Origin of the sequence: Neorhizobium sp. SHOUNA12A, from assembly GCF_023006505.1 — a bacterium.
GTDB lineage: Bacteria > Pseudomonadota > Alphaproteobacteria > Rhizobiales > Rhizobiaceae > Neorhizobium.
On the sequence record NZ_JALBGV010000079.1, the window covers coordinates 1 to 26755 of the forward strand.

Consider the following 26755-nt stretch of genomic DNA (forward strand, 5'->3'; position numbering starts at 1 on the left):
ACCACGGCCGCAACCGTCACCTGCGGGCCGGCATCGTCCGCGTGTTCGATAAAACGCAGGTCGACCCCGCTGTCGCGGATTTGCTCCTCGACGCCGGTCGACAGCGAATCCGTGCCGAGCCGAGCGGCAAGCGCCACCTTGCGGCCGGCATGGGCAAGATGGGCGGCCGCGATGAAGGCGCCGCCGCCGGCGGCGATCTCCATGCCGCTGGCATAAATCTCACGCCCGAGTACCGGCAGGTGGCCGAGGCCCGTGAAAATCAGGTCGCAATAGATCCGCCCGATGCTGAGCACCGCGGATCTTTTCTCTGCATGCGTCATCATGAACGGCCCAGAAATCTCTCTGTGCTGGCATCGAAGAGGTAGAGGTCGCCGGGAGCGGCTTCGCAGGTGAGCGTGCTTCCGACAGTCGGCACGAATTTTTCGCGCACGGTCGCGATGATTGGGGTGTCGGCCACGTCCAGATGCACCAGCGTTTCCGGTCCCAACGGCTCGACGGCCGAGACCGTTCCGGTCACCGTGAAGCCGCTGCCGCCGGTAACTGTCGCGTGGGCAATCAGGTCATGTGGGCGCACGCCGATCAGGATATCGCCGACAGGCGCCATTGCCGCGCCCGAAGCGGTGCGACGGCCACGCACGAGGTTCATCGACGGGCTGCCGATGAAGCGGGCGGTGAATACGTCGACCGGGCTGTCATAGAGTTCCGACGGCGTGCCGACCTGCAGGATCACGCCGTCCTTCATCACCACGATCCGGTCGGCCATGGTCATGGCCTCGATCTGGTCGTGGGTGACGTAGACGGTCGTGGTCTTCAGTTTTTGATGCAACCGCTTGATTTCGATGCGCATCTGCGCACGAAGTTGGGCGTCGAGGTTGGAAAGCGGCTCGTCGAACAGGAAGGCGGAGGGATCGCGCACCATGGCGCGGCCGATCGCGACGCGCTGGCGCTGCCCGCCGGAAAGGGCGGCCGGGCGGCGGTCAAGCAGGGCTCCGAGGCCGAGGATCTTGCCGGCCTCCTCGATCCGCTTGTCCTTCTCGGCCTTGCTGAGCTTCGAGGTATAAAGGCCGAAACCGATATTCTGGCGCACGGTCATATGCGGATAGATCGCATAGTTCTGGAATACCATAGCGATGTTGCGCTGCTTCGGCTCGCGCTCGTTGACCACCTCCGAGCCGATCTTCAGCGTGCCGCCGGAGATTTCCTCAAGGCCGGCGATCATCCGGAGCGTCGTCGATTTGCCGCATCCGGAAGGGCCGACGAAGACGACGAATTCGCCGTCGGCAATCTGGAGGTCGATGCCCTTGACGGCCTCGACCTTGCCGTAGCGCTTCACCAGTTTTTCAAGTTCGATCGTCGCCATCAGCGGGCTCCCGTCAGGGCGGTGAATTTCTGGTTCAGTTCGGCTGCTGCCTTCGCCTCACGGTCCGCAGCCTTCTTGGCTTCGGCTTCGAAGGCGGCAAGCTTGTCGCGATAGGCAGATATCGCGGCGTTCATAGGCTCTGGCGCGGGACCGCCGAAACGGGCGCGCACGGCGACGAAATGTTCGGGCGAAACGATCTCCTTGAACTTCTGGAGGTCGACGGAAGGCTTGCGGCCGGCCGAATGTTCGAAGGCCTTGAGGAAGGGCTCGTAGCCGTCATTCGGAAGGTCGCCCTTCGACGCGACGACGCTCCTTGCCGTCGCTGCGGCAATCTCATGCGCCTCGCGGAACGAAAGCCCTTCGATGCGCACCAGCGAATCGGCAAGCTCGGTAATGGTGATGCAGGACCGGCGGATATTCTGGTCGACGCGCTCCGGATCGATACTGATCTGGGCGATCAGCGCGGCGAGCAGGTCGAGCACGCGGGAGGCGGAAGCGAAGGCCTCGTAGCCCATGCCCTGCGTTTCGCCTTCGCTGTCGTTCATGTCGGTGAAGGGCGTGTTGTGCATCACGTCGAGCACCGTGCGGGCGCGGCCCATCGTCTGGCTGGCGAGATGGCGCAGATGCTCGATCGGCACCGGATTGCGCTTCTGCGGCATGATCGAGGAGATCTGCACCAGCGCGTTCGGCACGTAGATCTGGCCGACTTCGAAGCTCGTCCAGAACTGGAAATCCTGGATCAGGCGGCCGAGATGCAGGAACATCAACTCGATCGCCGAATAGGTCGAGGTCGTGTAGTCGACCGAGGCGATGCAGCTGTAGGAATTGCGAAGCGGTGCCGAGAAGCCGAGGAGGTGGGCCACGCGGGCGCGGTCGATCGGAAAACCGGACGTCGTGATCGCCGCCGCCCCCATGGGTGAAAGATCAACGATCTTGCGGGCTTCGGCAAACCGCTCGATATCGCGGATCAGAATTTCGATCGCGGCCGACAAGTAGTGGCCGAACGTCGTCGGCTGGGCCGGCTGGCCATGCGTATAGGCGACGATCAGGGTCGTCTTGTTGCGCTCGGCGGCATCGACCATCGCGGCCAGCAGCAGCCTAGCCTTGCCCATCAGCGCATCGATCTTGTCCTTCAGCCCGAGCTTGAAGAGCGTGTGGTCGATGTCGTTGCGCGACCGGGCGGTATGCAGGCGCCCGGCGATATCGACGCCGATGCGGGCCTTCAGTTCCTTTTCGATCAGGAAGAAGAAGTCCTCCACCTCGCCGGTATAGACGAGCGTCGACGGATCGATTTCCGTGTCGATCGCCTCCAATGCGCCGGCGATCTTGGACGCGATTTCCTTGTCGAGGATTCCGGTCTCGACCAGCATCACGAGATGCGCCCGGTCGATTCGGCGGAAACCGTCCACATGGTGGCTCTTGGCGCCGTCGAAGAGCGGCCGGAGCACGGTTTCCTTGTAGACCGGATCGGGGAACTTGCTGGTGTCGGAAAGGCGCGGGTTGATGTCCGCCATGGCTTTATCCTTGCATTATCCCTTTAGGCCCGCCAGCATCACACCGCGGACGATGTAGCGCTGCAGGACGAGGAAGACGAGAAGGGTGGGAAGGGTGGCGATCGCCGCGCCCGTCATGATCATTTCCCACTGGATGGACTGCTCGACCGCGAAGCTCGAAAGCCCGACCGGCAGCGTATAGAGTTCCTTGCTGGTGGTGACGATCAGCGGCCAGAAGAACGCTGTCCAGTTGCCGAGGAAGGTGAAGATAGCAAGCGCCGAAAGCGCCGGCGTCACCAGCGGCAGCGCCACTTTCCACCAAATCTGGAATTCGTTGAGCCCGTCGACGCGGGCCGCCTCGATGAAGTCGTTCGGCACGGTTTCGAAGAACTGCTTCATCAGGAAGGTGCCGAAGGCCGTCATCATGCCGGGAAACATGATGCCCCAGTAGCTGTCCAGCCAGCCGAGCTGGCTCGACATCAGGTACCACGGGATGACCAGCATCTCGGTCGGGATCATCAGCGTCGAGAGGATGGCGAGGAAGATGAAATAACGGCCGCGGAACTCGAACTTCGCCAGCGTATAGCCGACAAGACTGTCGAAGAAGCAGTTCGACACGGTGACGATGACCGCGATCAGCGTCGAGTTGAAGAACCAGCGCATGAACCGCCCGTCGGCGAGCACCGAGATATAGTTCGCAAGCGTCGGCGCGGCGGGAATGAGGCGCAGGTCGTAGATCTGGTCGGGGGTCTTCAGCGAGGTCGAAAACATGAAGGCGATCGGCGAGACCATGATCAGGCCGCCGATGAACAGGATGGTCCAGGTGACGATCAGGCCGGGACGGACCTTGCCGTGGCTGAGGCGCGTGGCTTCGCTCATTTCTTTTCCCTCAGGATCCAGAGCTGCAGCAGCGATACGATCAAGAGGATGGTGAACAGCACCACCGTCTGCGCCGCGGCATAACCCATCGCATAGGAGTTGAAGGCGGTCTGGTAGATCATCAGAACCAGCGGCTTGGTCGATCCGAGCGGTCCGCCGGGATCGTTGGTGGTCATGTTGTAGACCTGGTCGAAGATGCGCAGGAAGCCGATCGAGGAGAACACCACGAGGAACACGGTGGTGGGTTTCAGGAGCGGCAGGGTGATCTTGCGCAGGATTGCCCATTCGCCGAGGCCGTCGATGCGCGCCGCTTCGTAGAACGTGCCGGGAATGGCGCGCAGGCCGGCCATGAAGATGATGATCTGGAAGCCGAGGCCGGCCCAGATCGCCGTCACCATGATCGAGAACAGTGCTTGGTCGGTCGAGCGGATGAACGGCTGCTGCGGAATGCCGAGCATGCTGAACACGTCGTTGATGACGCCGATCGGCGGCGGCTGGTAGAACCAGCGCCAGACCCAGGCCATCGCCGCTGCCGTCGTCAGGAACGGCAGGAAATACAGCGCCCGGATGAAACTGTGCATGAAACGGACGCGATCGAGAAAGAAGGCGATCGTAAACGCGGTGACGAGACTGATCGGCGTGCCGATGATCAGATAGGTGAACGTGTTCTTGAACACCTTCCAGAACTGCGGGTCCTTGAAGAGCTTGATATAGTTGGCGAACCCGATGAATTTCGCCGGCCGCAGCAGGTCCCAGTTGGTAAACGACAGGTAGAAGGCCTGGAACGTCGGATAAAAGCGGATGATTGCGTAGAAGAGGATCGGCAGGGCAAGGAAACTCCAGACCCAGACGAGGCGCCGCGTCCGCATGGAAAAGCGGTCGCCAAAGGATGTCCCTCGGGATCCGCCGGGGCGGCCGGACGCCGCCCCCTGCTGTTCAATCGCTGCCATGACCGGCTCCGTATCTTACGGCTTGGCCGCGTCGATGATTTCCTGCTCGGCGGCGGCTGCCTGTTTGATCGAGTCCTCGACCGACTGACCCTGCAGCAGCACGCGGTTTGCCATGTCGATGGCGTTCTGGCGCTGGCCCTGCTCATCCATGAACAGCGTGGTGTGAGCGTATTCCAGGCCCTTCAGGAACGGTGCGTAGATCGGGTCCTTCAGGTTGGTTTCGGTCAACGCTGCGGAACGGAGCGCCGGCAGCTCGCCGACGGTCTTCAGCCAGATGTCCATGGCGGCAGGCGAGGTGATGTAGGCCAGGAATTTCTTCGACGCTTCAAGCTTCTCGCCCTTCGCCTTGGCGCTGATGCCGTTGGCGAAATAGCTGGCATAGTTGGATCGCACGCCTTGAGCATTGGCCGGCAGTTCGGTCACGCCCCATTCGAAGTCCTTGATGCTCTTGAAGGCGCCGAGGCGGAAGGTGCCGTCGATGGTCATGCCGGCCTTGCCGCCGCGGAACGCCGCCTGACCTTCGTCCATGAAGCCGGCGGCGCCGATCTTCTTTTCAAGCTGTAGGCTGGTGTAGAACTTCAACGCCTTGATGCCGGCTTCGCTGTTATAGGCGACCTTCTGGTCGTTGTCGGTATAGGGCACGCCGCCGAACTGGCGGATCAGCACTTCACGCCACCACTGGTGGTCCTGGCCGGCCATGTCGAGTGTCGAACCTTCGACGATGAGGTTGCCGGAAGCGTCGCGCTTGGCGATCTTCTGCGCGGCGGCGACATATTCGTCGAGCGTCTTCGGCGGGCTGTTCGGGTCGAGGCCGGCCTCGGTGAAGAGCTTCTTGTTGTAGAACAGGGCGAGCGAGCGCACGGCGGTCGGCAGGCCGTAATAATCGTCGCCGCGCTTCATCGCCTTGACGATCGGGAAGAACTCGCTTTCGATCTTGGCTTGCGGGAAGGCATCCTTCGGAAGCGGAGCGAGGAGGCCGCCGGCGACGAACTTGTCGAGCCAGCCGTAGAACAGCTGCATGACGTCGGGACCATTGCCGGCCATGTTGGCGGCGATCACGCGTGTCTGGTAGTCGGCATAGGGGAACGTGACCTGCTTGACCGTGATGCCCGGATTGGCCTTTTGGAACTCGGTGATGAGCTGGTCCATCGCCTTCACACGCGTGTCGAAGACATACTGCCAGTATTCGATTTCGACCGCCTGTGCGGCATTGAATGCGAATGTGCTGAAACCGGCGACGAGACCGGCGAACAAAGTTGCCTTGCGCATGTGAGCCTCCATTTGCCCCGCCGGGTGCTCCGGTCTTGGGGTCTGATTGTTCCCTGCATTCGGATGCGACCTGCAGCCGACGCGTTTATTGGTTTTCGGGAGGCGAACCTCCCTTTGACGTGCTGCGGCGCTATGCCCAGCCCTACCCTTACGGTTTCCTGAGTGGGGTCGTTTGTCAATAAGATAATTTACTTGAATTATTCTATTGCGGCATACCGCTTCCCGGCGTTATGAATTCCGTCAACCGAAGGTGGGCAAGATGACCATACACACGATCGGCACACACCCGGTGGCTATCGGCAAGAACCCCGAACGTAGCCGCGAACACAACCGCCGCGTCGTGCTGGATGTGGTGCGCCGTCACGGCTCGCTCGGACGTGCCCACATCGCCAAGCTTACCCATCTGACGCCCCAGGCCGTCGCCAATATCGTCGACGACCTGGCGGGCGAGGGGCTGCTGATGGAAATGGGCCGGCTGAAATCCGGCCGAGGCCAGCCGCCGATCCAGTTCGCTGTCAATCCCGAGGGCGGCGCCACCATCGGCGTCGAAATAGCCGCCGACCATATGGTGACGGTGGCGCTCGACCTGTCTGGCGGACTTCGGGCAAAGCGCATCACGCCGCTCAAGGATACCACTCCCGGGCATATCCTTTCCGCATTTGCCGCGGAGCTTGCCGCGGTCACGGAACTGGTCGGCGCAAAGCTGCTCGGCACCGGCGTCGTCATGCCCGGCCCGTTCGAGATCGACGGCATGACCTCGGTCGGCCCGACGACTCTGCCGGGTTGGGCGGGGCTCGACGCCGCCCAGGCGCTCAGTGAAGCCTGCGGCCATGCGGTGATCGTCGAAAACGACGCGACGGCGGCGGCCGTCGGCGAGCGGCTGTTCGGCGCAGGCCTGGCGATCTCCAATTTCTGCATGATCTATTTCGGTGTCGGTATCGGCCTCGGCATCATCCAGGACGGCGCGCCCTATCGCGGCGCCTTCGGCAATGCCGGCGAGATCGGCCATGTCACCGTCGTGCCGAAGGGCAGGCCCTGCCCCTCCTGCGGCCAACTCGGCTGCCTGGAAGGTTATGTTTCCGCCTATGTGCTGAAGGAAAAGCTGAGTCGCGTCGGTATTTCCGACACCGAGTTTTCCGATCTCGAGACGCTGCACGCGGATCGCCACCCGGTCGTCGAGGAATGGATCGACGAGGCGGCGACCTATCTCGGCCCGATGGTCGCCATGCTCGAAAACATCCTCGACCCACAGACCGTCATCCTCGGTGGAGCGCTGCCGGATGCGATCATCGAGGACATCGTCGCTCGCATGGGCAATCTGCCGACCTCGGTCGCGAGCCGCAGGCAGCGCGATCTGCCCCGCGTGCTGCGCGGCCAGACGGGACAATTGACGGCAGCGCTCGGTGCTGCCGCCCTTCCGCTTTTCGACATGGTGACGCCCAAGCTTGAAACCTCGCTTGCCGCGCTTGCCGATATTCCCGCATGACATATTGAGGAGAATTTTCATGCTGACCGCCCGCGAACGCATCGAACGGCAGATGGCCGATCCCTCGCTCGTCCGGCTCCATCGCAAGCTGACGCGGCTGAAGTCGACGGTCACGATGATGAACACCGGCGCCCACCCCGACGACGAGCAGAACGGCATGCTCGCCTGGTTCCGCCTCGGCCTTGGCATGCGCGTCATCATCGCCTGCTCGACACGCGGCGAGGGCGGCCAGAACGCGCTCGGCCCCGAACGTCTCGGCCCGCTCGGGGTGATCCGTTCCCGCGAACTGGAAGAGGCGGCCCGCGCGATCGACGGCGACGTCTCCTGGCTCGGCCACGGCCCGACCGATCCGGTCCATGATTTCGGCTTCTCCAAGGATGGCGACGCCACCTTCACCCGCTGGGGCGAGGCCCGCACGGTCGAGCGCCTGGTGCGCGCCTATCGCATGGAACGGCCCGATATCGTGATCCCGACCTTCCTCGACGTGCCCGGACAGCATGGTCATCACCGGGCCATGACCCGGGCCGCGGAGACCGCGATTACACTCGCCGCCGACCCCAATGCCTACCCCGAACATTTCACCGAGGGCCTGAAGCCCTGGAAGGTCGCCAAATATTACCTGCCGGCCTGGTCAGGCGGCGGCGATACCTATGACGACGAAGTGCCGCCGCCGGATACAACGGTCACGGTGCTGGCCAAGGGCCGCGATCCGGCCACCGGCGCGGACTATGACCGGATCGGCGAATGGTCACGGTATTACCATGCCTCCCAGGGCATGGGTCACTGGCCGAAACGTCCGGAAAAGGACTGGCAGCTGCACCTGAAGCTCTCCGCTACGCGCTCGAAATCCGAGCAGTCGGTGCTCGAGGACCTGCCGGCATCGCTGACCGTCCTTGCCGGTTTCGCCGGCCTGCCCGCCAACGTGGCGGAAGCCCTGCGCTCCGCAGACGCCGCCATCGCCGTGGCCTGCGCGGCTTTCCCGGATCGCGATGCGATCATCAGGGCGCTGACTGAGGCCGCCGGCTGGCTGGACATCGTAGCCTCCGCCGCACCGGAAGAGTTTGCGACCCTGCAGGGCCACCGCATCGCCCGCAAGCAGACGGAAATCGATGCTGCCATCCTCGATGCGGCCGCGATCGTCGAGCGTGCCTATGCCGATCCCTCCGTCATCTCCCCCGGCGGCGCTACGACACTCACCGTCGAACTCGGCGAAGGCGCTTCGGACCACAAGGTCGATGTTGTCCCGGTTCTGCCGGCCGGCGTCTCGTCCTCCGTTCAGTCGCTCGCCCATGACCGCGTATTCGCACTGACCGCGACGTCGGACGCTCCGCTCTCCAGCCTCTATCTGCCCGCCTGGTCTGCGCTCGGCGGCAACGGCCATGCGCATGTAAAAATCTCGGCCGAGATCGGCGGACGTTTGGTTTCCGGCACCTTCGATCTTGAAGAGCCATTCGCGGTGACGCCCGCCCAATCGTTGATCCTGTTGCCGGATGCGCTGCTCGTACCCCTCGGCACCAAGCAGACGGAATGGCCGATCAAGGCCAATCTCTCCGGCACCAATGCGCCGGTCTCCTTCAAGACGCCTCCAGGCTGGGTAATGAAGAAGACCGACGGCGGCTGGATCGCCTCCCCGACCGATGCGGCCAAGCCCGGCCTCGTCGAACTCGAACCGCAGATCGACGGCCACCCGGCCTTCCAGGTCACGCCAATCGCCTACCGGCATATCGGCCGCACCAGTTTCCGAGCCCCCGCCGCGCTAAAGATCCTGTCGGTCGATCTGAAACTGCCGGAAGGCGCACGCATCGGCTACGTCAGCGGCGGCGCCGATCGTGTCGGCATGTGGCTCTCCCGCATGGGCCTCGATGTCACCGAACTCGACGCCCAGGCGCTGTCCGGTGATCTGTCGCGCTTCACCACGATCGTCGTCGGCATCTTCGCCTTCGGCATCCGCAAGGATCTCGCCGCCTCCACCGAGCGCCTGCATCGCTTCGTGGAGGAAGGCGGCCACCTCGTGACCCTGTATCACCGGCCGACCGATGGCTGGGATCCGAACGAGACCCCGGTCCGCCGCATCGAGATTGGTTCGCCGTCGCTGCGCTGGCGGGTGACCGATCCGAGGGCAGAAGTCACCGTGCTGGCGCCAGACCATATGCTGCTTAAAGGGCCGAACGTCATCGGCCCCGAAGACTGGCAGGGATGGGACAAGGAACGCGGCCTCTATTTCGTCTCCCGCTGGGATGACGCCTATGAGCCATTGCTCGCCATGCACGACGCTAACGAACAGCCGCTCAAGGGCGCGCTGATCTCCGCTGCCATCGGCAAGGGCCGACACACCCATACCAGCCTCGTGCTGCATCACCAGCTCGACAAGCTCGTGCCCGGTGCTTTCCGGCTTATGGCGAACCTCGTACAGCCGGCGTGAGCACGGAGGCAGCGCCAGAGCCGGAAGCAGAGCGGGCCTCGAACGCCCGCATAGGCATCGGCTGGCTGCTTCTCGACATGACGCTGGTCTCCGGCGGCATGACCGCGCTGGTGAAGGCGCAGGGGGCGACCTATCCCGCCTTCCAGCTCGTCTTCATCCGGGCGATGATCGGGCTCCTGTTCATCCTGCCGTTGATCTGGCAGCATCGCGCCGAGATGCGCCGGGTCAAACATCCGTGGCGGAATATCTTTCGCATCTCCTGCAATGCGGTGGCGCTGACCAGCAATTTCCTCGCCATCACCATGTTGCCGCTCGCCATGGTCAATGCGGTCGGGTTCTCCCGGCCGCTGATCACCATGGCGATGGCGGTCGCGATGCTCGGCGAGACGGTGAGCCGCATCCGCTGGCTCGGCGCCGGCCTTGCCTTCATCGGCGTGCTGATCGTCATGGCGCCCGGCACGTCGAGCTTCGATATCGAGGTGATCGTTGTGCTGGTTTCGGTCGTCTTCGGGTCGCTGGCGATCATCCAGACGCGGGCGCTGAAGGACGAGAACACCACAGTGATGATGGTCTTCTACACGGTCGGCCTCGCCGTCATCACCGCCGTGCCCGCCGTCTTCACCTGGAAACCGGTCATGCCCCTCGACTGGATCCCGCTGCTCGGCATCGGTTTCCTCGCCCAGCTCGGCCAGTATTGTTTCCTGCGCGCCTACCGGATCGCCGATGCCAGCGTGCTCGCGCCCGTCGGTTACCTCTCGATCGTCTTCGTCACCGTCACCGGCTACGTCTTCTTCGGCGAGGTGCCCGAGGTGAGGGTGGTGATCGGCGTGATCGTCATCCTGGCCGCACTGCAAGGCGCAGCCTGGCTCGACCGCCGCCGCCGCCGCGCCTGACTTTGATGGCGATATAGCGCAAACGCCGAGCAGGCGTCCCGACCGATCGATCTTTATGTGTCTCGGAGAAAATTTGGTGGAGCTAAGCGGGATCGAACCGCTGACCTCTTGCATGCCATGCAAGCGCTCTCCCAGCTGAGCTATAGCCCCATCAGGGTGGTCCGGTATTTTCCGGTCCTGGGAAACTCCGCCGGGCGCCTGTAAGGGCTGCCCCGTTGGAGTGGCGGCTTATTACTTCCGGTTTACGGAGAGTGCAAGCCGTATTTTGTGCGCCCGGCAATTTTTATTGAATTGCCGGGCCTTAACTTCGATATCGGATCAGACTTCGTCGTCGTCGCCGGTCACGCCGATGATGCCCGACATGTCGTCGTCGTCTTCATCTTCGTCGGCTTCCAGGAAGGTATCGTCGTCGTCATCGCCGATATCGACATCGTCGTCATCGCCGATATCCGGGATATCGTCGCCGCTGGCTGCCTCGTCGCCCTCTTCGAGCGATACGAGTTCGACTTCCGGATTTTCGGTATCGACTTCCTGGACGTCTTCTTCCTCGGCCTGTTCCATCTTCTTGGCGGCGCTGTGCTCCTCGAAGAAGGACAGCGGCCAGGATTTGCCGGAATAGGGGGAAACGACCGGATCGCGGTTCAGGTCGTAGAATTTCTTGCCGGTATCGGGGTCGGTCCGCTTGGTTCCGAGTTCCGCTTTTGCCACAGTCAGAGCCTCATGAGATGGCCGAATATTTCGGCGCGCCGCTTGGACAGCGGCCTTATAGGGTGAAAATCTAAGCCGGTCCCCATAAGGCCTGCGCTCTTTGATGTCAAAGACAAACTTTTCATGGACCTCATAAGAGCGAATACGGTGACCGGTGGCAGGCTTTATGTTAGTGACGACGGGAAAATTTTACCGCAAAGGGCCGGCCTGCCGTCTCTCCGGGCGGAAGCGACAAGAGGTTGAAAAACATGTGCCAGCCGCCGCATTTTCGCGAAAAGGATCTCGGAACTCAGCATGCGCTGATCGGGACCTATCCGATCGGTCTGCGGGTCACACCCGGGGCGATTCGGGAAGCATGAGTTTGACGTCCAAGCCAGCAATCGTCATCGCCATCGACGGTCCCGCAGCCGCCGGCAAGGGCACGCTGTCGCGGCTGATCGCCGACGCCTATGGTTTTCATCATCTCGACACCGGGCTGACCTATCGCGCCACCGCCAAGGCGCTGCTCGATGCAGGCCTGCCGCTCGACGACGAGAAGGTCGCCGGGAAAATGGCCCGTGAGGTTGAACTGGCCGGCCTCGATCGCGATATATTGTCCGCGCATGCGATCGGTGAGGCGGCCTCCAAGATCGCGGTCATGCCGTCGGTCCGCCGGGCTCTGGTGGAGGCGCAGCGTGCCTTTTCCCTGAGGCAGCCGGGAACGGTGCTCGACGGCCGGGATATCGGTACTGTCGTCTGTCCCGATGCTCCGGTGAAGCTCTATGTCACCGCGTCTGCGGATGTGAGGGCAAGGCGCCGTTACGATGAGATCGTCGGCAAGGGCGGTGAGGCGGATTACGGTGCGATCTTCTCTGACGTAAAGAAACGCGACGAACGCGACATGGGCCGGTCCGATAGTCCTCTGAAGCCCGCCGACGATGCGCACTTGCTTGATACCTCGGAAATGAGTATAGAGGCCGCGTTTCGGGCAGCGAAGTCCATCATCGACGCCGCCCTGAAGAGACAATCGAGTGAGAATAGCGAATTAGAATAGCCCGAGGTTCGGTCCCCGCGCCGGATTGCCTCCCCCGGATCATTCCGATGAGGGAGGCGGACCCGAACTTTTGGGCATGTGCAACACGAACCACCGGCGCTGTATGGGCCCGTATCGGGTACCTCAGGAGATTTCATGGCAGTATCTAACCCCACGCGGGAGGACTTCGCAGCCCTTCTCGAAGAATCCTTCGCTTCCAACGATCTGGCGGAAGGCTATGTCACAAAGGGCATCGTCACCGGGATCGAAAAGGACATGGCCGTCGTTGACGTCGGCCTCAAGGTCGAAGGTCGCATCGCGCTCAAGGAATTCGGTGCCAAGGGCAAGGACGGTTCGCTGAAGGTCGGCGACGAAGTCGAAGTGTATGTCGAGCGCATCGAAAACGCGCTGGGCGAAGCAGTTCTGTCGCGCGAGAAGGCTCGCCGCGAAGAAAGCTGGGTCAAGCTCGAACTCAAGTTCGAAGCTGGCGAGCGCGTCGAAGGCGTCATCTTCAACCAGGTCAAGGGTGGCTTCACCGTCGATCTCGACGGCGCTGTTGCCTTCCTGCCGCGTAGCCAGGTCGACATCCGTCCGATCCGCGACGTCACTCCGCTCATGCACAACCCGCAGCCCTTCGAAATCCTCAAGATGGACAAGCGCCGCGGCAACATCGTGGTTTCGCGCCGCACGGTTCTCGAAGAGTCCCGCGCCGAGCAGCGTTCTGAAATCGTTCAGAACCTCGAAGAAGGCCAGGTTGTCGACGGCGTCGTCAAGAACATCACCGATTACGGTGCGTTCGTTGACCTCGGCGGCATCGACGGCCTGCTGCACGTCACCGACATGGCATGGCGCCGTGTGAACCATCCGTCGGAAATCCTGTCCATCGGCCAGCAGGTCAAGGTACAGATCATCCGCATCAACCAGGAAACCCACCGCATCTCGCTCGGCATGAAGCAGCTCGAGTCGGATCCGTGGGATGGCATTGCCGCCAAGTATCCGGTCGGCAAGAAGATTTCCGGTACCGTCACGAACATCACCGACTACGGTGCATTCGTCGAGCTGGAGCCGGGCATCGAAGGCCTCATCCACATTTCCGAAATGTCCTGGACCAAGAAGAACGTTCATCCCGGCAAGATCCTGTCCACGACGCAGGATGTTGACGTGGTCGTTCTCGAAGTCGATCCGTCCAAGCGCCGTATCTCGCTTGGCCTGAAGCAGACGCTCGAAAATCCGTGGCAGGCATTTGCTTACAGCCATCCGGCCGGCACTGAAGTCGAAGGCGAAGTCAAGAACAAGACCGAATTCGGCCTGTTCATCGGCCTCGAAGGCGATGTCGACGGCATGGTCCACCTCTCCGACCTCGACTGGAACCGTCCGGGCGAACAGGTCATCGAGGAGTTCAACAAGGGCGACGTCGTCAAGGCTGTCGTTCTCGATGTGGACGTCGACAAGGAGCGCATCTCGCTCGGCATCAAGCAGCTCGGCAAGGACTCGGTCGGTGAAGCCGCCGCTTCCGGCGACCTGCGCAAGAATGCCGTCGTTTCGTGCGAAGTCATCGCCGTCAACGATGGTGGCGTAGAGGTTCGTCTCGTCAACCACGAAGACATCACCTCGTTCATCCGCCGCAACGACCTGGCACGCGATCGCGACGATCAGCGTCCGGAGCGTTTCTCGGTCGGCCAGGTCTTCGATGCCCGCATCGTCAACTTCTCCAAGAAGGACCGCAAGGTCATGCTGTCGATCAAGGCTCTCGAGATCGCAGAAGAGAAGGAAGCCGTCGCTCAGTTCGGTTCGTCCGACTCTGGCGCTTCGCTCGGCGACATCCTCGGCGCGGCTCTGAAGAACCGCGGCAACAACGAATAATCGACGCCTTTTAGAAATCGAAAACCGCCGGATGCAAGTCCGGCGGTTTTTTCATGCGCAGTTTTTGCGGGTCGAAATCAGGTCCAGCCGGCCATGCGCCAATAGAGGTCGTTTGCCCGGTCCGCATCTTCGGTGGCTGCCTTCGAAGCATCGTCGCCGGGGTGCTCCTGGGCGTGATCATCATCCGGACGTTCTTCGCTGAACGCCTGCTCGCCGGCGGAATGCTGCTGTTCGCCGTCCTCGTCGGTCTTGGAGATCGCCTTCGTCTTGCGCTCCTCGGGGTCCCGCTCGCGTTCTTCCGGCGGATAGGCGACATAGGGCAGGGCGACGCCTTCGCGAAACATCGGCGGCAGAGCGATCGGGAGAGCAAGTTGTTCGGCGACTTCCGTCGCACCCGTGGACGAACCGGTCGCGTTCGGGGGGCTACCGCCGATACGGCCCGTCGAACCTGTGCTTGACGGTTCGTCGGTGGCCGGCTGCGCAGGCTTTGCCATGGCCGCGCCCGCTACCTCGCCCGTCTGCAGGGCCGATTTTCCGATAAGCTCGCTGTCGGTCAACTGCTGCAGCGCCTGTTGTTCCGGCAATTGTTTAGCCGCAACCGGCAGGCTGTCGAGAAGGTCGCTGGTGGCGTCGGCAAGCACGTCCGCAAGCCATATGGTCGTCGCGCCGTTCGCCATCTTCTCCGTATTGAGCGCACGCGCGCCGCCTTGCTGTTCGAGGCCGCGCTGGGAAAGCCGGGCCAGCGCCGGCCCATCATAAAAGACGGGTTGAGAGCCGCGCCGATCGCCTGGAACGGCACTCGCGATCTGCCGACCTTCGTTGGCACGCGCCGCAGATGTGCTCTCCGGCGCATCTTCGGCCCGCACGGCAGCAAGCTCCGGGGTTTCGCTCTCGGCGACTTCGGCCGCTTCCTGCGCGGATGCCGAGACAGGTGCGGCGTCCGGATCTGTCTCGGCACTTACCGGCGAGGCATTCTCGTCGATGGGGCCCGGCAATGCGTCGATCTCGGCGGAAAGCATGGCCGGATTCTGAGCAGCGCTGGAAATTGTCGCCGCAACGGGCGCTGCTTCTGCATCCTGCGTAGCTGCTTCTGCGGCAATCTCCCCCGGCAAAGCTCCGTCGATCGCAGTGTCCTCGCCGGGCTGGGCGCCTGGAGGGCCAACCTCTGCCGTGTGCACGAGGACGGAAGTTTGGCCGGACGCAGATGGCGCGGCATTCGCTGGCTGTGGCAACGGGCTCGGCGCCTGTTCCGCTCCGGCATTCTGCCGATAGGAGCTGACGACAGCCTTGGCGGCGAGATCGCGGTCGAGCAGCTGCGCGGTCTCCAGCTGTATGGCGATGCGGGCGGCTTCCGGACTTGCGGGATTGTTGAGGATTTCCACGAGCAGACGCAGCGAAATACCCCTGACGAGCTGGTTGAGCGTCCGTTCGAGAGCCGCTCTTTCGGTGGGGTTCATCGCCTTGACCGCGTCTGAGAGGCGCTGGGCATAATCCGCCAACGCTTCGCCTTCGCGACGCGGCACCTTGATCAGCCGGCCGATGGTCTCGGCGAAGATGGAAAATCCCTGCGCGAGCTGAAGCTGCGCCGAGAGCGAAAGGATATCCAGCCGCCCCGCCGACATCGGCGAAGAACCGATCAACCCGCTGTTCGCCGCGGCATTGGCCACGTCGATCCGCTGACGCAGCATCGGTTGCTGCGAAGGTGTCTGGTAGTCGACGAATGAACTGGTACGAACCGGCGGCAGCATCGTCCGCTCCAATGTCTGATAGAGACGATAGGACAGCTCGGCCGAAGGGTTCTTGTCTTTTCGCAACGATACGGCGTTGCGACCGGAACGCCTCATGGCGTCGCCAGTGCCGATACACAGGATGACTGTGGGGCAAAAAGGTTAACAACTCGCTAACGCATTCCCGTTTTCGCCGACAGGTCAGCGAAAATGATCCATTACGATGCAGATGAGGGGAGATTGGGGGTTATTGCTGGATCACGCAGCCAACTTCTTCTTCAACAATTCATAAATGCCGATTTCGTCCACCCGCACCGAAAAGATGTCGGCCTGGGATTTTTCGGCGCTGTCGGCGGCAAGCTCCTCGATTGCGCTCGCCGCCATTTCATTGGTCGGCGCTTCATTGTCTGCCAGGACCTCATCGGTGACGGAGTCGCCCTTGGCGGATTGATCGTCGGAGACGAGGCTGTCGCCCGCGTCGTCCGTATCGGTATTGGCGACCTGTTCGGCCGCCGCGGCGAAGAGGGCCAGCAGCGCGGTGTCGTCGACGGCAGGCGTATCGCCGGTGCCATCGGCAGCCGGCGCGGCTGTCGCCTTGTCATTCGTCTTCTCGATGACGTCCTGAACCTTCTGGACGTCCTCAAGCTTCTTGCCGGCCTCCGCCGCCTGGATGTCGGCCTGGCGTTCGGCGCGGGTTCCGGCATCTTCGACACGGGTCGGATCGTAGCCCTGCGGACCGAGCTTCAGTTCTTCGAGCGTCTTCGGATCGGCGACATCTTCGAGCCGCTGCACGACGCGCTCGACTTCGGTGTCGAGCTTGCCGCCATTGGCCTTCCGGTTGAGGCCGTCCATCAGGCGCTGGTTGTCGTCGCCGTAGGGGTTCTTGATCGCCGCGAGCAGCGTGTCCATGGAGATGCCGATGTCGTCGAGGCCGAGGTCTTCGGCGAGTTTGCCGACCTCGTCCGGCATCATCTCCTTCAGCGCATCTTCCAGCGCTTTCCCGAGCTTGTAGGAGGAGCGCGCTTCGTCGGTATCGATGCCGAGCTTGGTCGCCAGGCGGTCGACGAGCTCGATCTTCAATTCGTTGGGGTCGGTTTTGTTGACGCTGAAAAGGGCGGAGGCGATCTTGTCGCGGGCGCGCCGGGCGTCTTCGCTGGCGCTGATCCGGGCTTCGACAACCGGATCGCTCTTCTTGCCGGTCCGCTGCTCTTCGTCTTTCTTGCGCTGTTCCTCGATGCCGTCGAGCATCGACTGCATCATGTTGGTCGCGGCAAGCCCATAAGTCTGCTGGGTAGGAAGCAACATGGCCCGAAATCCGGTCTCGTCGGAAGGTGCACCGCCAAGCAAAACTAGATTTGAAGGGTTAACGAGACGTTACCGGGTGGCTAGAACTTATGTCACCCCTTATCTATTGGGGCGGCCGCGGCTTCACCACCAGCGTCACCAACGCAAAGCTCACATAGAGAAGCAGATACCAGGATCCAAGCTTGCCGAACGATACGACGTGCCAGGTCTTCTGCGTCGGATAGATCCAGGTGCCCGTCAGCGTTCCGATATTCTCCGCAAGCCAGAGGAAGGCCGAGGAAAGAAACGCGGCAAGCACCAGCGGCATCCGCAAAGTTGTCCGGTCGGTGGTGAAACGGATGTTCACCCGCCGGAACACGATCACGGTCGCCGCAAACAGAAGATAGCGGATGTCCGGCAGAAAATGATGGCTGAAGAAATTGGAATAAATGGCGATCGCCAGAAGCCCTGTCTGCCAAATTGGCGGATAATGGCTGAAGCGCATGTCGAAGATGCGGATCGTGCGGGCCATGAAGGAGCCGACTGCCGCATACATGAAGCCGGAAAACAACGGTACGCCGCCGATCTGGAGAAGCGACATTTCCGGATAGGCCCACGACCCCATATGGACCTTGAATATCTCCATCACGGTTCCCGTGACGTGGTAGACGAGGATGACCCGGGCTTCGTCCCAGCTTTCCATCTTGAAGCGCAGGAACAAGATCTGGACAGTCAGGGCGGCGAGGAACAGGAAATCGTAGCGATGGACCGGCCAACCCGGTTGCCAGATGACTTTGGTGATGAGCAGCAGCGCCAGCATCATCGCCGCGAACAGGCAGGCCCAGGCCTGTTTCAGGCCGAACAGGATGAATTCTGAAAGCCACCATGGAAGCGGCGCGAGTGCGGCGCGAATAACAATTCGCAGCGGCTCGAGATACGGCCCGGTCTCGTGTGCCGCCGGTCGTTCGCGATAGCCTTGATCCATCCGCCGGTCAGCCTATCAGCTATGGGCGAAGATATCGGCCTCTTCCCAGCCCAGCAGGTCCAGCTTCGCCCGCGTCGGCAGGAATTCGAAACAGGCCTGGGCCAGTTCGGCGCGCTTGTCGCGCACCAGGCGGTAGGTCAGCTTGTCGCGCAGCGCATGCAGGTGGAGCACGTCGGAGGCCGCATATTCGAGTTGCGCCGGCGAAAGCACCTCGGCCGCCCAGTCGGATTGCTGCTGCGCCTTGGAAACGTCGACATCCAGCATTTCCTTGAGATTGTCCTTGAGCCCGTGCCGGTCGGTATAGGTGCGGGTCAGCCGCGAGGCGATCTTGGTGCAGAACACCGGTGTCGTGGTCACGCCGAACGTATGGAAGAGCACGGCGATGTCGAAGCGGCCGTAATGGAAGATCTTCTGGCGCGACGGATCGGCGAGCATGGCGACGAGGTTGGGAGCTTCGTTCTGGCCGGCCGCGATGCGGATCACGTCTGCCGAACCGTCGCCCGGCGAAAGCTGCACGACGCAAAGCCGGTCACGACGGGGCACGAGGCCGAGCGTTTCCGTATCGATGGCGATCGCCCCGGTATATCGGGCTGCAGCGACTGCCGGAATATCGCCTTCATGATACCTGATCTCTGCCATGTCCGTCTCCGTCTGCCTGTCTGCAAAGATTCGCTATAAACCACGTTTTTCGTCAGGGATATGGGTGATCTTGGGAAGGCCGCACCGCCAGCGGTCAAATGTGTTTCATTACGCGACCGAATTCTGCGCGGGCATTTGCTCAGCCTTGCAGCTAATGCATTGCTGCATTGCAACCAAGTGGCTTGGCCTGCTTAAACGATTAGCCTATATGTTTGGCCATCGGGCGACGCACTCCTCCTCCCAGTGTTGCCTGATACGGATCGACAACATCCTCCTCCTCCCAGTTGTCGATCAAGTTTAAAGCCTGGCGCACCCTCCTCCCGCGCCAGGCTTTTTCCGTTTTTGGAGCAGGATTTCCTTCAAAACATTGCTTTTTGCCTTACGACAGCCGAGGTGCCGCGATCTGTGATTGGCGTCACGTAGGTGTCACGCACCGCCGATATACGAAACCTCGCCTTCCCTTTGAACTTTTCGTGAGGTTACTATGCGCAAGATTTTTGCCGCTCTGGTCGTTTCGACCGCGCTCGCCGGCGCCGCCCAGGCTGCCACCGTTTATCCGCTGGATCGCGCCACGATCCTCAGCGGCTCCCCCTTCGATTTCAAGGTCGAGTTCAACTCCGTCGTAAAGCCGGAAGACGTCAAGATCACCGTCAACGGCCAGGATTACAAGACTGTTCTCGGCAAGGAAGTCCAGTTCGTCGCGGAAGAAAAGAACAAGGACAAGATCCTCGGTTCTGCCGTCATCCTGCGCGGCCTGACCATCGCCACCGCCGGCGATTACAAGGTCGAGATTTCGGCCGGTTCCGAGACGAAGACCGTCACCTGGAATGTCTACGGCACGGGTTCTGCCCCGAAGGCCAAGAATATCATCTTCATGCTCGGCGATGGCCTTTCGGTCGCGCATCGCACAGCTGCCCGCATCATGTCCAAGGGCATGACCGAAGGCAAGGCCAACGGCCGTCTCGCCATGGACGACCTCGACCATATGGCCTTCGTCGGCACCTCGGCGACCAACGCCGTCGACACCGACTCGGCCAACACGATGTCGGCCTACATGACCGGTCACAAGACCGCCGTGAACGCGATCGGCGTTTATGCCGACCGCACGCCGGACTCGCTGGACGACCCCAAGGTCGAAACGATTGCTGAAGCACTTCGCCGCCAGACCGGCAAGTCGATCGGTATCGTCGCCACCTCCGAAATCGAGGACGCGACGCCTGCCGCCGTCGTCTCCCACACCCGTAACCGCAACGACAAGGCCGATGTCGTCGGCATGCTGCTAGGCGTCAAGCCGGACGTCCTGCTCGGCGGCGGTTCTGCGTATTTCCTGCCGCAGGCGACTGCCGGCTCGAAGCGCAAGGACGACAAGGATTATGTCAAGCTCTTCAAGGATGCCGGCTACACGCTGGCCACCGACAAGAACGAACTTGCAGCCGGCGCAAACGCCAATGGGTTGCTGCTCGGCCTCTTCCATCCCGGCAACATGGACGTCACGCTTGACCGCGAGTTCCTGAAGAAGGGCACCGTCGAGAAGTATCCGAACCAGCCGGGTCTGGTCGCCATGACCAAGGTCGCCCTCGATCGTCTTTCCAAGGACCAGGATGGTTTCTTCCTGATGGTCGAAGGATCCTCGATCGACAAGATGTCCCATCCGCTCGACTGGGACCGTGCCGTCATCGAAACCATCGAATTCGACCAGGCGATCGCGGTTGCCCGCGAATTCCAGAAGACCCATCCCGACACGCTGATCGTCGTCACCGGCGACCACACCCATGGCGTTTCGATCATCGGCACGGTTGACGACGACAAGCCGGGCACCGAGATGCGCGAAAAGGTCGGCACCTATGCCGAAGCCGGCTTCCCCAACTACAAGGACGAAAACGGCGACGGTTATCCGGACAAGATCGACGTTTCGCGCCGGCTGTTCCTTGCCGCCACCAACGGCCCGGACCACTACGAAACCTTCCGCCCGAAAATGGATGGCCCGTTCGTTCCGGCGATCCAGAACGAGAAGAAGGAATACGTTGCCAATGAGCAATACAAGAACGTGCCTGGCGCGGTCTTCGTTCAGGGCAATCTCCCGAAGAGCAGCGACAGCGGCGTTCACTCCGTCGACGACGTCGTCCTGCAGTCGTCCGGCCCCGGTTCGGAAGGCTTCAAGGGCTATATGGAAGAAAGCGACATCTACAAGGTGCTCGCCGATACTTTCGCGCTCGGCACCAAGCAGACCAACTAAGGTCTGACGGCCTGCCGTACCCGTGGTAGAACAACGCTCCCGGCCGAAACACGGCCGGGAATAGCGTTTCAGGAGGGTTTCATGGAAAAGCTCTTTTCAAAGGGTTTCAGCCGCCGCTCCGTGCTCGGCCTGGCCGCCGCCGCAGCTCCGCTGCTTGCGGCAGCCCGTTCCGCCGCCGCTGCCGATGACCTCGGTTTTAACGAACTCTATGGCAAGTACAGCGTTCTCGGCCTGGAATTTTCCGACAAGGTGAAGAAGCTGGCGGGCCGCGAGGTGGCGATCCGCGGTTTCATGGCGCCGCCGCTGAAGGCGGAAGCTGCTTTCTTCGTGCTGACCGAAGTGCCGATGGCGCTTTGCCCCTTCTGCTCCTCAGATGCGGACTGGCCGGACAATATCGTCGTCATCTACCTCCACCGCAAGCAGACATTCACCCAGGCGAACGAAACGATCGAGGTGCGCGGCACCCTTGAGGTCGGCTCCTGGAGAGATCCAGATACCGGATTTGTCAGCCTCCTGAGGATCCGCGACGCGGCATATCAGGGCGCGTGAACATGCTTTCCTTGCGCATAGACAATCTGGCCATGTCGTTCCCCGGCCTGAACAGCCCGGTTTTGCAGGTCGATTTTCTGACGATCGCAGCCGGCGAGCGCGTTGCCGTCACCGGCGGCTCCGGTTCCGGCAAGAGCACCTTCATCAATGTGATCACCGGGCTTGAGCGCCCCACCTCCGGAAAGGTCGTCTGGAGCGGCGAGGATGTCGCCCGGCTTTCCGAGACCGCGCGCGACCGCTGGCGGGCAGAACATGTCGGCCTCGTGATGCAGGACTTCCATCTTTTTCCCGGCCTCTCGGCAGTCGAGAACGTGCTTCTGCCGGCGCGGCTGGCCCGTGTCGCCGATGCGGCGCTGATCGCCCGCGCACACGACCTCCTCAAAAGCGTAGGCCTTTCCCGTCCGGGCCAGAAGATAGAGACCATGTCGCGCGGCGAGATGCAGCGTGTGGCGATCGCCCGCGCGGTGTTACGCAAGCCGGGCGTGATCGTTGCCGACGAACCGACCGCCAGCCTTGATGTGGAGGCCGGCGAGACGGTCGGCCGGCTGCTTCTGGACATGTCCGGCGAAACCGGAAGCACTCTGATTGTCGTTTCCCATGATCAGCGCCTGATCGACCGGCTCGATCGCCGCATCACGCTTGGCGCCGGCCGTATCATTTCCGACAGTTTTCGCGAAGAGGTCGCGGCATGATCCGCTTCATTGCCGCTGATCTGCGCCGCCTCTGGCTTGGCGCTGTGGTGGTTGTGCTGCTGGTTGCGCTCGCCACCGCCCTCGGCGTCACCGTCACGCTGCAGGAGCGCGCCCTGCGGCTCGGCAGCGCCCGCGCCGCCGACAAGTTCGATCTGGTGATCGGCGCGGCCGGCAGTGAAACCCAGCTCGTGCTCTCTTCGATCTTCCTGCAGCCGGCGCCGCTGCCGCTGATGCCGGGCGAGGTGCTGGCAAAACTCTCGAAGGATCCGCGTGTCGCCTGGGTGGCGCCGGTCGGGTTCGGTGATTCCTTTGCCGGCTACCCTTTGGTCGGGACGACCCGCGCGCTGATCGGCAGCACCGTCTCCGGTTTTGCCTCAGGCCGCATGTTCGAGAAAGAGGGCGAGGCGGTGGTCGGGGCGGCAGTGAAGCTGCCGGTCGGGGCCGAAATCAAGCCCGTGCACGGCACGGCGGCGATGGGCGGCGAGACCCATGCGGGCGTCGTATACCACGTCACCGGCAAGTTGCCGCCGACGGGGACGCCCTGGGATCGAGCCATCCTAGTGCCGATCCAGGCGGTCTGGCACGTCCACGGTCTCGGCCACGATCATGAGCACGAGGACGAAGAGCATCACGAAGGCGGAGCAGCACAGGTAACGCAGGCTGCGGCCGCCACGGATGAGCATGCCGACGAGGATCACGGTCATCACGGGTCCATCGATGCGGATGCGGCGATCGATGAAAATTTCGCAGCCGATGCGCCGGGCCTTCCGGCGGTCCTCGTAAAGCCGAAGACGATTGCCGATGCCTACAAGCTCCGCCAGGAATATCGCAACGGCAATACGCTCGCGGTTTTCCCGGGCGAGGTGCTGACCAGCCTCTATGCGACGCTCGGTGATGCCAAGATGGTGCTGAGCGCCGTGGCCGCCGGATCGCAGGGCCTGGTGGCGGCAGCCTTGGTCCTGGTCACTGTCACCCATATCGGTCAACGGCGGCGCCAGATTGGCGCGCTGCGGGCTTTTGGCGCGCCGCGGCTGTCGGTTTTTGCCATAGTCTGGTTCGAGCTCTTCCTGCTGGTCGCGCTCGGCATCGGTCTCGGCTTTCTGACCGGCCTTGCCGCCGCCCAGATGATCGCCAATGCCTTCACGGCCAAGAGCGGCATCATCCTGCCGGTCGGCTTTACCGGCGAAGATTGGCGCATGGTGCTGATCCTGCTTGCCGCATCGGCGGTTCTGTCCGCCGTGCCGGCCATTCTCGCCTACCGCCAGTCGCCGGCGGCAGCGCTGCGGGCCTAGGCCAGCGCCCTGATCGCCGAAATCACCTCGTCCTCGACATCGAGCCCCTGCTCGATCGCCGTCCGGCGCGCGTTCTGGCCGCGCCGCCCGGGCAGGCGAACGCCCTCTTCGGAGGCCATCTCGTGGGCAAGTTCGGCGATCCGCTCGGCAGCCGAGGCGGTGCTTGCGGAAGGATCGATGACAATCAGCGTCTGGCCGACCGAGGGCGGCGGACCTTTCTCGTCCATGAACGAGCTTGCCTCGTAGGAGAAGTTCGATCCGGTCAGGCCGGCCGACAGGATCTCCACCATCAGCGCCAGCGCCGCACCCTTGGCGCCGCCCGAGGGCGCCATCAGGCCCTTGTGGGCCGCGTGCGGATCGGTGGTCGGCTTGCCGTTGGCATCGAAGGCCCAGCCTTCCGGAATGCTCTCGCCCTTCTGGCGCGCCGCCATGATCTTGCCAGCCGCGACGGTCGAAAGCGCCAGATCGATGACCAGCGGATCCTCGCCGGCAACCGGCGTCGCAAAGGCGATCGGGTTGGTGCCGAACAGCCGCTTCCTGCCGCCCCAGGCGGCCATCGAGGCCGGCGCATTGGCAAACATCAGCGCCACAAGGCCTTGCTCGGCAAACCGTTCGACGGTCAGCGCCATGACGCCCGCATGGTGGGAGCGATGGATGGCGCCGAGCGCGATGCCCTGTGCCTGGGCGATCTTCGGAAGCTCGGCGACTGCGATATCGAAGGCCGGGTAGGCGTAACCGAGCGCCGCATCGACGACGAGCGCCGCCGGACGCGGCCGGGTGGCGACGGGTCTCGCCTTGCCGTCGACCTTGCCGGAGCGAGCTTGGCCGATATAGGCGGGAACGCGGCGCAGGCCATGACCGTACTGTCCGGCAGCTTCCGCATGCACGAGCGCATGGGCGACGGATCGGGCGGTATCGGCAAGAACGCCATTGGCTTCGAATACGCTCTGAACGAGCGTTTCGGCGTCATAGAGAGTGATGTGCATGCTGGAGATCCAGATTGGTTCGGGGACGAACGCCGCGAGAAAATCAGGCGGTTATTCGCACTTTACCGGCTGGCTGAGTGAACTTGCAACACCGGAAGGCGGTGCCGGGATGGGCGAAGCGCGTCGGACAGCCGAAGCGACATAGTCGTCGATAGACGCGTTGCCCGATGACCCCGCGACCGAGACATTGCCGATGTTGCCGCTGCCGTCGAAGCTGAAGCGGACCGTAACGATGCCGGTTCCGTTGCCGGGGCATTTGCGGGCGTAGCGAGCAATCTTCGTTCTCACGCGCGTCATCCACTGCTGCGGGGAGACCGACGAAGAGAAGAGGCTCGTGGAATTCTGGCTGGCGGCCGTGCGGTCCGATTGTTTGGCCTGGATTTTCGCCTCGGCCATGTCGGGCCGGGCCTGCTGTTGCTGCTTCGGCTTCTGGACCTTCTTCACCGGCTCCTTCCTGGGCTCCGGCTTTTTCGGCTGTTCCGGCGGCTTTTCCGCGACCGGCGGCGGCAGGGGCCGCACTACCGGCAGCGGCACTTCGACATTTTCGAGCGCCGCCGTCATCTGTTCCTCGACCGGCTTGATCTCCTCGATCGGCTCCGGCGGTGGCTCCGCCACGGGCGGCTGCACCGGTTCAGGCTCGACCGGCTCGGCGACTTCCTGCAGCGGTGGTTCCACCGGCTGCTCGACAGGTTCTGCAACGGGCTCGGGCGTCGGTTCGGGTCTCGGCTGCTCAACGGGCTCCGGCTGCGGTTCCTCGACAGGCTCCGCCTGCTCGCTCATCACCTGTTCCTGCTCCTGCATGTCAGGAGAGATCTGCTCTTCCTCGGTGTTGGCGGCTTCCGGCTCTGGCGCAAGCTCGATCATGATCGCTGCCGGCGGTGCGTTGTCGGCCGGCACATCCGGTTGTTCGCGCATCAGATAGGCCGCGGCGCTGAAATGTACTGTCAGCATCAGCAGTCCGGCAGCGCCCCATAGCGCCAGTTCGCCGACGCGTCCGCCCGGGCCTGTCTGCGAGACGACGAGGCTCATGGATTGCCTCCCGTTGCCGGGACGGTGGGTGCTACGGCTGGGGCATTTCCAGCGGGCGCCGGCACCGCCGGTGCCGGCAGCGTCTCAAGCCCAACCAGCGCGATCTTGAGGTAGCCGGAATCGCGCAACAGGTTCATGACCTCCATGAACTGGCCGTAATCGACCGCCTTGTCCGCGCGCAGGAACACGCGGGTGTCCTTCTTGCCCTCCGTGACGCGGTCGAGGGTCGCGGCAAACTGCTCGCGCTGCACGGCGTCGTTGCCGATATTGAGGCTCAGATCTTCCTTGACCGTCAGGTAGAGCGGCTCGTCCGGCCGCTCAGCCGGCCTTGCGGTTGATGCGGGAAGATCGACATTGATGTCCACGGTCGCCAGCGGCGCCGCCACCATGAAGATGATCAGCAGCACCAGCATGACGTCGATGAACGGCGTCACGTTGATCTCGTGGTTTTCGGAAAGCTCGTCGCCGTGCTGTTCGCGGATGCCGCCGGCCATGGTCGATCAGCCTCCTGCCACGAGCGAGACCGGCGTCTTGCGGCCGCCCGGGGGAACCTTGCGGAAATCGAGGTCGCGGCTCACCAGCCGTTCCACACCCGCTGCGGCATCCGCCAGCAGCTGCCGGTAACCGGTGATGGAGCGGGCGAAGACGTTGTAGATGACAACCGCCGGAATGGCCGCGACGAGGCCGATCGCGGTCGCCAGCAGCGCTTCGGCAATGCCGGGCGCGACGACGGCGAGGTTGGTGGTCTGTGATTCCGAAATGCCGATGAAGGCGTTCATGATGCCCCAGACGGTGCCGAACAGGCCGACGAACGGGGCGGTGGAGCCGATCGTCGCGAGCACGCCAGTGCCGCGCGACATGCGCCGGCCTGCATAGGCCTCGATGCGGGAAAGCGCCGAGCCAACCCGCTCCTTCACGCCGTCGCCATGGGCATGGTCGAGAGCTGCTTCTGAAAGCTGCATTTCTTCTGCCGCGGACCGCAGCATCAGCGCCGCGGGACC

At 62.8% G+C, this 26755-nt stretch carries 24 protein-coding genes and 1 tRNA gene; 9 read left to right on the forward strand and 16 right to left on the reverse strand.

Annotated features, from left to right (window positions below; all coding sequences use genetic code 11):
• From MOV63_RS25745 to MOV63_RS25770, 6 genes are all read right to left on the reverse strand, one after another.
• The coding region (locus tag MOV63_RS25745; protein ID WP_247038164.1) for a PfkB family carbohydrate kinase at nt 1-323 on the reverse strand (323 nt) is incomplete at its 3' end.
• The gene (locus tag MOV63_RS25750; protein ID WP_038547804.1) at nt 320-1360 is read right to left on the reverse strand and encodes an ABC transporter ATP-binding protein; all 1041 of its coding nucleotides are present in this window, start codon (nt 1358-1360) and stop codon (nt 320-322) included. The genes MOV63_RS25750 and MOV63_RS25745, both read right to left, overlap by 4 nt.
• Nucleotides 1360-2874, reverse strand: coding sequence for an argininosuccinate lyase (argH, locus tag MOV63_RS25755; RefSeq protein WP_247038166.1), 1515 nt, complete (start codon nt 2872-2874; stop codon nt 1360-1362). Before argH ends, MOV63_RS25750 begins: the two co-directional genes overlap by 1 nt.
• Before the next feature lie 15 nt (nt 2875-2889).
• On the reverse strand, nt 2890-3732 hold the full coding sequence (locus MOV63_RS25760) for a carbohydrate ABC transporter permease (protein WP_247038168.1): 843 nt from the start codon (nt 3730-3732) through the stop codon (nt 2890-2892).
• A complete protein-coding gene (locus MOV63_RS25765) occupies nt 3729-4682 on the reverse strand; it encodes a carbohydrate ABC transporter permease (protein ID WP_247038170.1) in 954 nt (317 codons plus the stop codon). The genes MOV63_RS25760 and MOV63_RS25765 overlap by 4 nt, the downstream gene beginning before the upstream one ends.
• 15 nt (nt 4683-4697) lie before the next feature.
• Nucleotides 4698-5963 carry an extracellular solute-binding protein gene (locus MOV63_RS25770; protein ID WP_247038172.1) on the reverse strand — a complete coding sequence of 422 codons (1266 nt, stop codon included), beginning with the start codon at nt 5961-5963 and terminating at the stop codon, nt 4698-4700.
• 247 nt (nt 5964-6210) lie between these two features.
• Between MOV63_RS25770 and MOV63_RS25775 the strand changes: the two genes are divergently transcribed.
• The 3 genes from MOV63_RS25775 to MOV63_RS25785 are packed head-to-tail and all read left to right on the forward strand — an operon-like array spanning nt 6211 to nt 10752.
• The gene (locus MOV63_RS25775) at nt 6211-7437 is read left to right on the forward strand and encodes an ROK family protein (protein WP_247038174.1); all 1227 of its coding nucleotides are present in this window, start codon (nt 6211-6213) and stop codon (nt 7435-7437) included.
• Nucleotides 7438-7456: 19 nt separating this feature from the next.
• Nucleotides 7457-9859 (forward strand): PIG-L family deacetylase, encoded by a 2403-nt coding sequence (locus MOV63_RS25780; protein WP_247038176.1) that lies wholly within the window; start codon nt 7457-7459, stop codon nt 9857-9859.
• A complete protein-coding gene (locus tag MOV63_RS25785) occupies nt 9856-10752 on the forward strand; it encodes a DMT family transporter (protein WP_293408650.1) in 897 nt (298 codons plus the stop codon). Before MOV63_RS25780 ends, MOV63_RS25785 begins: the two co-directional genes overlap by 4 nt.
• 74 nt (nt 10753-10826) lie before the next feature.
• On the opposite strand, the gene MOV63_RS25790 is transcribed toward MOV63_RS25785, so the two are convergent.
• Both MOV63_RS25790 and MOV63_RS25795 read right to left on the reverse strand, forming a co-directional pair.
• A tRNA-Ala gene (locus tag MOV63_RS25790) sits at nt 10827-10902 on the reverse strand.
• Between the two features lie 168 nt (nt 10903-11070).
• On the reverse strand, nt 11071-11460 hold the full coding sequence (locus MOV63_RS25795; RefSeq protein WP_037080075.1) for a TIGR02300 family protein: 390 nt from the start codon (nt 11458-11460) through the stop codon (nt 11071-11073).
• A gap of 355 nt (nt 11461-11815) precedes the next feature.
• On the opposite strand from MOV63_RS25795, the gene cmk reads away from it, so the two are divergent.
• Both cmk and rpsA read left to right on the forward strand, forming a co-directional pair.
• Nucleotides 11816-12493, forward strand: a complete 678-nt coding sequence (gene cmk / locus MOV63_RS25800) for a (d)CMP kinase (protein ID WP_247038178.1) — start codon at nt 11816-11818, stop codon at nt 12491-12493.
• Between the two features lie 135 nt (nt 12494-12628).
• Entirely contained in the window at nt 12629-14335 is a 1707-nt protein-coding gene (rpsA, locus tag MOV63_RS25805; RefSeq protein WP_038547850.1) for a 30S ribosomal protein S1, read from the forward strand.
• Nucleotides 14336-14412: 77 nt separating this feature from the next.
• Here rpsA and MOV63_RS25810 read toward each other — a convergent pair whose 3' ends face one another.
• From MOV63_RS25810 to MOV63_RS25825, 4 genes are all read right to left on the reverse strand, one after another.
• Nucleotides 14413-16179 (reverse strand): hypothetical protein, encoded by a 1767-nt coding sequence (locus MOV63_RS25810; protein ID WP_247038180.1) that lies wholly within the window; start codon nt 16177-16179, stop codon nt 14413-14415.
• Between the two features lie 141 nt (nt 16180-16320).
• Entirely contained in the window at nt 16321-17367 is a 1047-nt protein-coding gene (locus MOV63_RS25815; protein ID WP_247038182.1) for a hypothetical protein, read from the reverse strand.
• A gap of 103 nt (nt 17368-17470) precedes the next feature.
• Nucleotides 17471-18331 carry a DUF817 domain-containing protein gene (locus tag MOV63_RS25820; protein WP_247038184.1) on the reverse strand — a complete coding sequence of 287 codons (861 nt, stop codon included), beginning with the start codon at nt 18329-18331 and terminating at the stop codon, nt 17471-17473.
• 15 nt (nt 18332-18346) lie between these two features.
• Nucleotides 18347-18970: a ribonuclease D gene (locus MOV63_RS25825; protein WP_247038185.1), complete on the reverse strand. Its 624-nt coding sequence runs from the start codon at nt 18968-18970 to the stop codon at nt 18347-18349.
• A gap of 484 nt (nt 18971-19454) precedes the next feature.
• Here MOV63_RS25825 and MOV63_RS25830 point away from each other — a divergent pair, with 484 nt between their 5' ends.
• From MOV63_RS25830 to MOV63_RS25845, 4 genes are all read left to right on the forward strand, one after another.
• Entirely contained in the window at nt 19455-21206 is a 1752-nt protein-coding gene (locus MOV63_RS25830) for an alkaline phosphatase (RefSeq protein ID WP_247038187.1), read from the forward strand.
• Between the two features lie 81 nt (nt 21207-21287).
• Entirely contained in the window at nt 21288-21755 is a 468-nt protein-coding gene (locus tag MOV63_RS25835; protein ID WP_247038189.1) for a hypothetical protein, read from the forward strand.
• Between the two features lie 2 nt (nt 21756-21757).
• The gene (locus MOV63_RS25840) at nt 21758-22447 is read left to right on the forward strand and encodes an ABC transporter ATP-binding protein (RefSeq protein ID WP_247038191.1); all 690 of its coding nucleotides are present in this window, start codon (nt 21758-21760) and stop codon (nt 22445-22447) included.
• On the forward strand, nt 22444-23739 hold the full coding sequence (locus MOV63_RS25845) for an ABC transporter permease (protein WP_247038193.1): 1296 nt from the start codon (nt 22444-22446) through the stop codon (nt 23737-23739). The genes MOV63_RS25840 and MOV63_RS25845 overlap by 4 nt, the downstream gene beginning before the upstream one ends.
• Here the strand turns inward: MOV63_RS25845 and MOV63_RS25850 are convergent.
• The 4 genes from MOV63_RS25850 to exbB all read right to left on the reverse strand — a co-directional run.
• Nucleotides 23736-24725, reverse strand: coding sequence for an Ldh family oxidoreductase (locus tag MOV63_RS25850; protein ID WP_247038195.1), 990 nt, complete (start codon nt 24723-24725; stop codon nt 23736-23738). The two genes, MOV63_RS25845 and MOV63_RS25850, sit on opposite strands and share 4 nt — an antisense overlap.
• 51 nt (nt 24726-24776) lie before the next feature.
• Nucleotides 24777-25754, reverse strand: a complete 978-nt coding sequence (locus MOV63_RS25855; RefSeq protein ID WP_247038198.1) for a cell envelope integrity protein TolA — start codon at nt 25752-25754, stop codon at nt 24777-24779.
• Nucleotides 25751-26248: a TonB system transport protein ExbD gene (exbD, locus tag MOV63_RS25860; protein WP_247038200.1), complete on the reverse strand. Its 498-nt coding sequence runs from the start codon at nt 26246-26248 to the stop codon at nt 25751-25753. Before exbD ends, MOV63_RS25855 begins: the two co-directional genes overlap by 4 nt.
• Nucleotides 26249-26254: 6 nt before the next feature.
• Nucleotides 26255-26755: tonB-system energizer ExbB (gene exbB, locus MOV63_RS25865; protein WP_247038202.1), on the reverse strand; the 501-nt coding region annotated here is incomplete at its 5' end.

Coding starts and splice junctions, on each gene's coding strand:
- MOV63_RS25750 (WP_038547804.1), bottom strand. CDS start 1,360: ATGGCGACGATCGAACTTGAAAAACTGGTGAAGCGCTACGGCAAGGTC.
- argH (WP_247038166.1), bottom strand. CDS start 2,874: ATGGCGGACATCAACCCGCGCCTTTCCGACACCAGCAAGTTCCCCGAT.
- MOV63_RS25760 (WP_247038168.1), bottom strand. CDS start 3,732: ATGAGCGAAGCCACGCGCCTCAGCCACGGCAAGGTCCGTCCCGGCCTG.
- MOV63_RS25765 (WP_247038170.1), bottom strand. CDS start 4,682: ATGGCAGCGATTGAACAGCAGGGGGCGGCGTCCGGCCGCCCCGGCGGA.
- MOV63_RS25770 (WP_247038172.1), bottom strand. CDS start 5,963: ATGGAGGCTCACATGCGCAAGGCAACTTTGTTCGCCGGTCTCGTCGCC.
- MOV63_RS25775 (WP_247038174.1), top strand. CDS start 6,211: ATGACCATACACACGATCGGCACACACCCGGTGGCTATCGGCAAGAAC.
- MOV63_RS25780 (WP_247038176.1), top strand. CDS start 7,457: ATGCTGACCGCCCGCGAACGCATCGAACGGCAGATGGCCGATCCCTCG.
- cmk (WP_247038178.1), top strand. CDS start 11,816: ATGAGTTTGACGTCCAAGCCAGCAATCGTCATCGCCATCGACGGTCCC.
- rpsA (WP_038547850.1), top strand. CDS start 12,629: ATGGCAGTATCTAACCCCACGCGGGAGGACTTCGCAGCCCTTCTCGAA.
- MOV63_RS25810 (WP_247038180.1), bottom strand. CDS start 16,179: ATGAGGCGTTCCGGTCGCAACGCCGTATCGTTGCGAAAAGACAAGAAC.
- MOV63_RS25815 (WP_247038182.1), bottom strand. CDS start 17,367: ATGTTGCTTCCTACCCAGCAGACTTATGGGCTTGCCGCGACCAACATG.
- MOV63_RS25820 (WP_247038184.1), bottom strand. CDS start 18,331: ATGGATCAAGGCTATCGCGAACGACCGGCGGCACACGAGACCGGGCCG.
- MOV63_RS25825 (WP_247038185.1), bottom strand. CDS start 18,970: ATGGCAGAGATCAGGTATCATGAAGGCGATATTCCGGCAGTCGCTGCA.
- MOV63_RS25830 (WP_247038187.1), top strand. CDS start 19,455: ATGCGCAAGATTTTTGCCGCTCTGGTCGTTTCGACCGCGCTCGCCGGC.
- MOV63_RS25835 (WP_247038189.1), top strand. CDS start 21,288: ATGGAAAAGCTCTTTTCAAAGGGTTTCAGCCGCCGCTCCGTGCTCGGC.
- MOV63_RS25840 (WP_247038191.1), top strand. CDS start 21,758: ATGCTTTCCTTGCGCATAGACAATCTGGCCATGTCGTTCCCCGGCCTG.
- MOV63_RS25845 (WP_247038193.1), top strand. CDS start 22,444: ATGATCCGCTTCATTGCCGCTGATCTGCGCCGCCTCTGGCTTGGCGCT.
- MOV63_RS25850 (WP_247038195.1), bottom strand. CDS start 24,725: ATGCACATCACTCTCTATGACGCCGAAACGCTCGTTCAGAGCGTATTC.
- MOV63_RS25855 (WP_247038198.1), bottom strand. CDS start 25,754: ATGAGCCTCGTCGTCTCGCAGACAGGCCCGGGCGGACGCGTCGGCGAA.
- exbD (WP_247038200.1), bottom strand. CDS start 26,248: ATGGCCGGCGGCATCCGCGAACAGCACGGCGACGAGCTTTCCGAAAAC.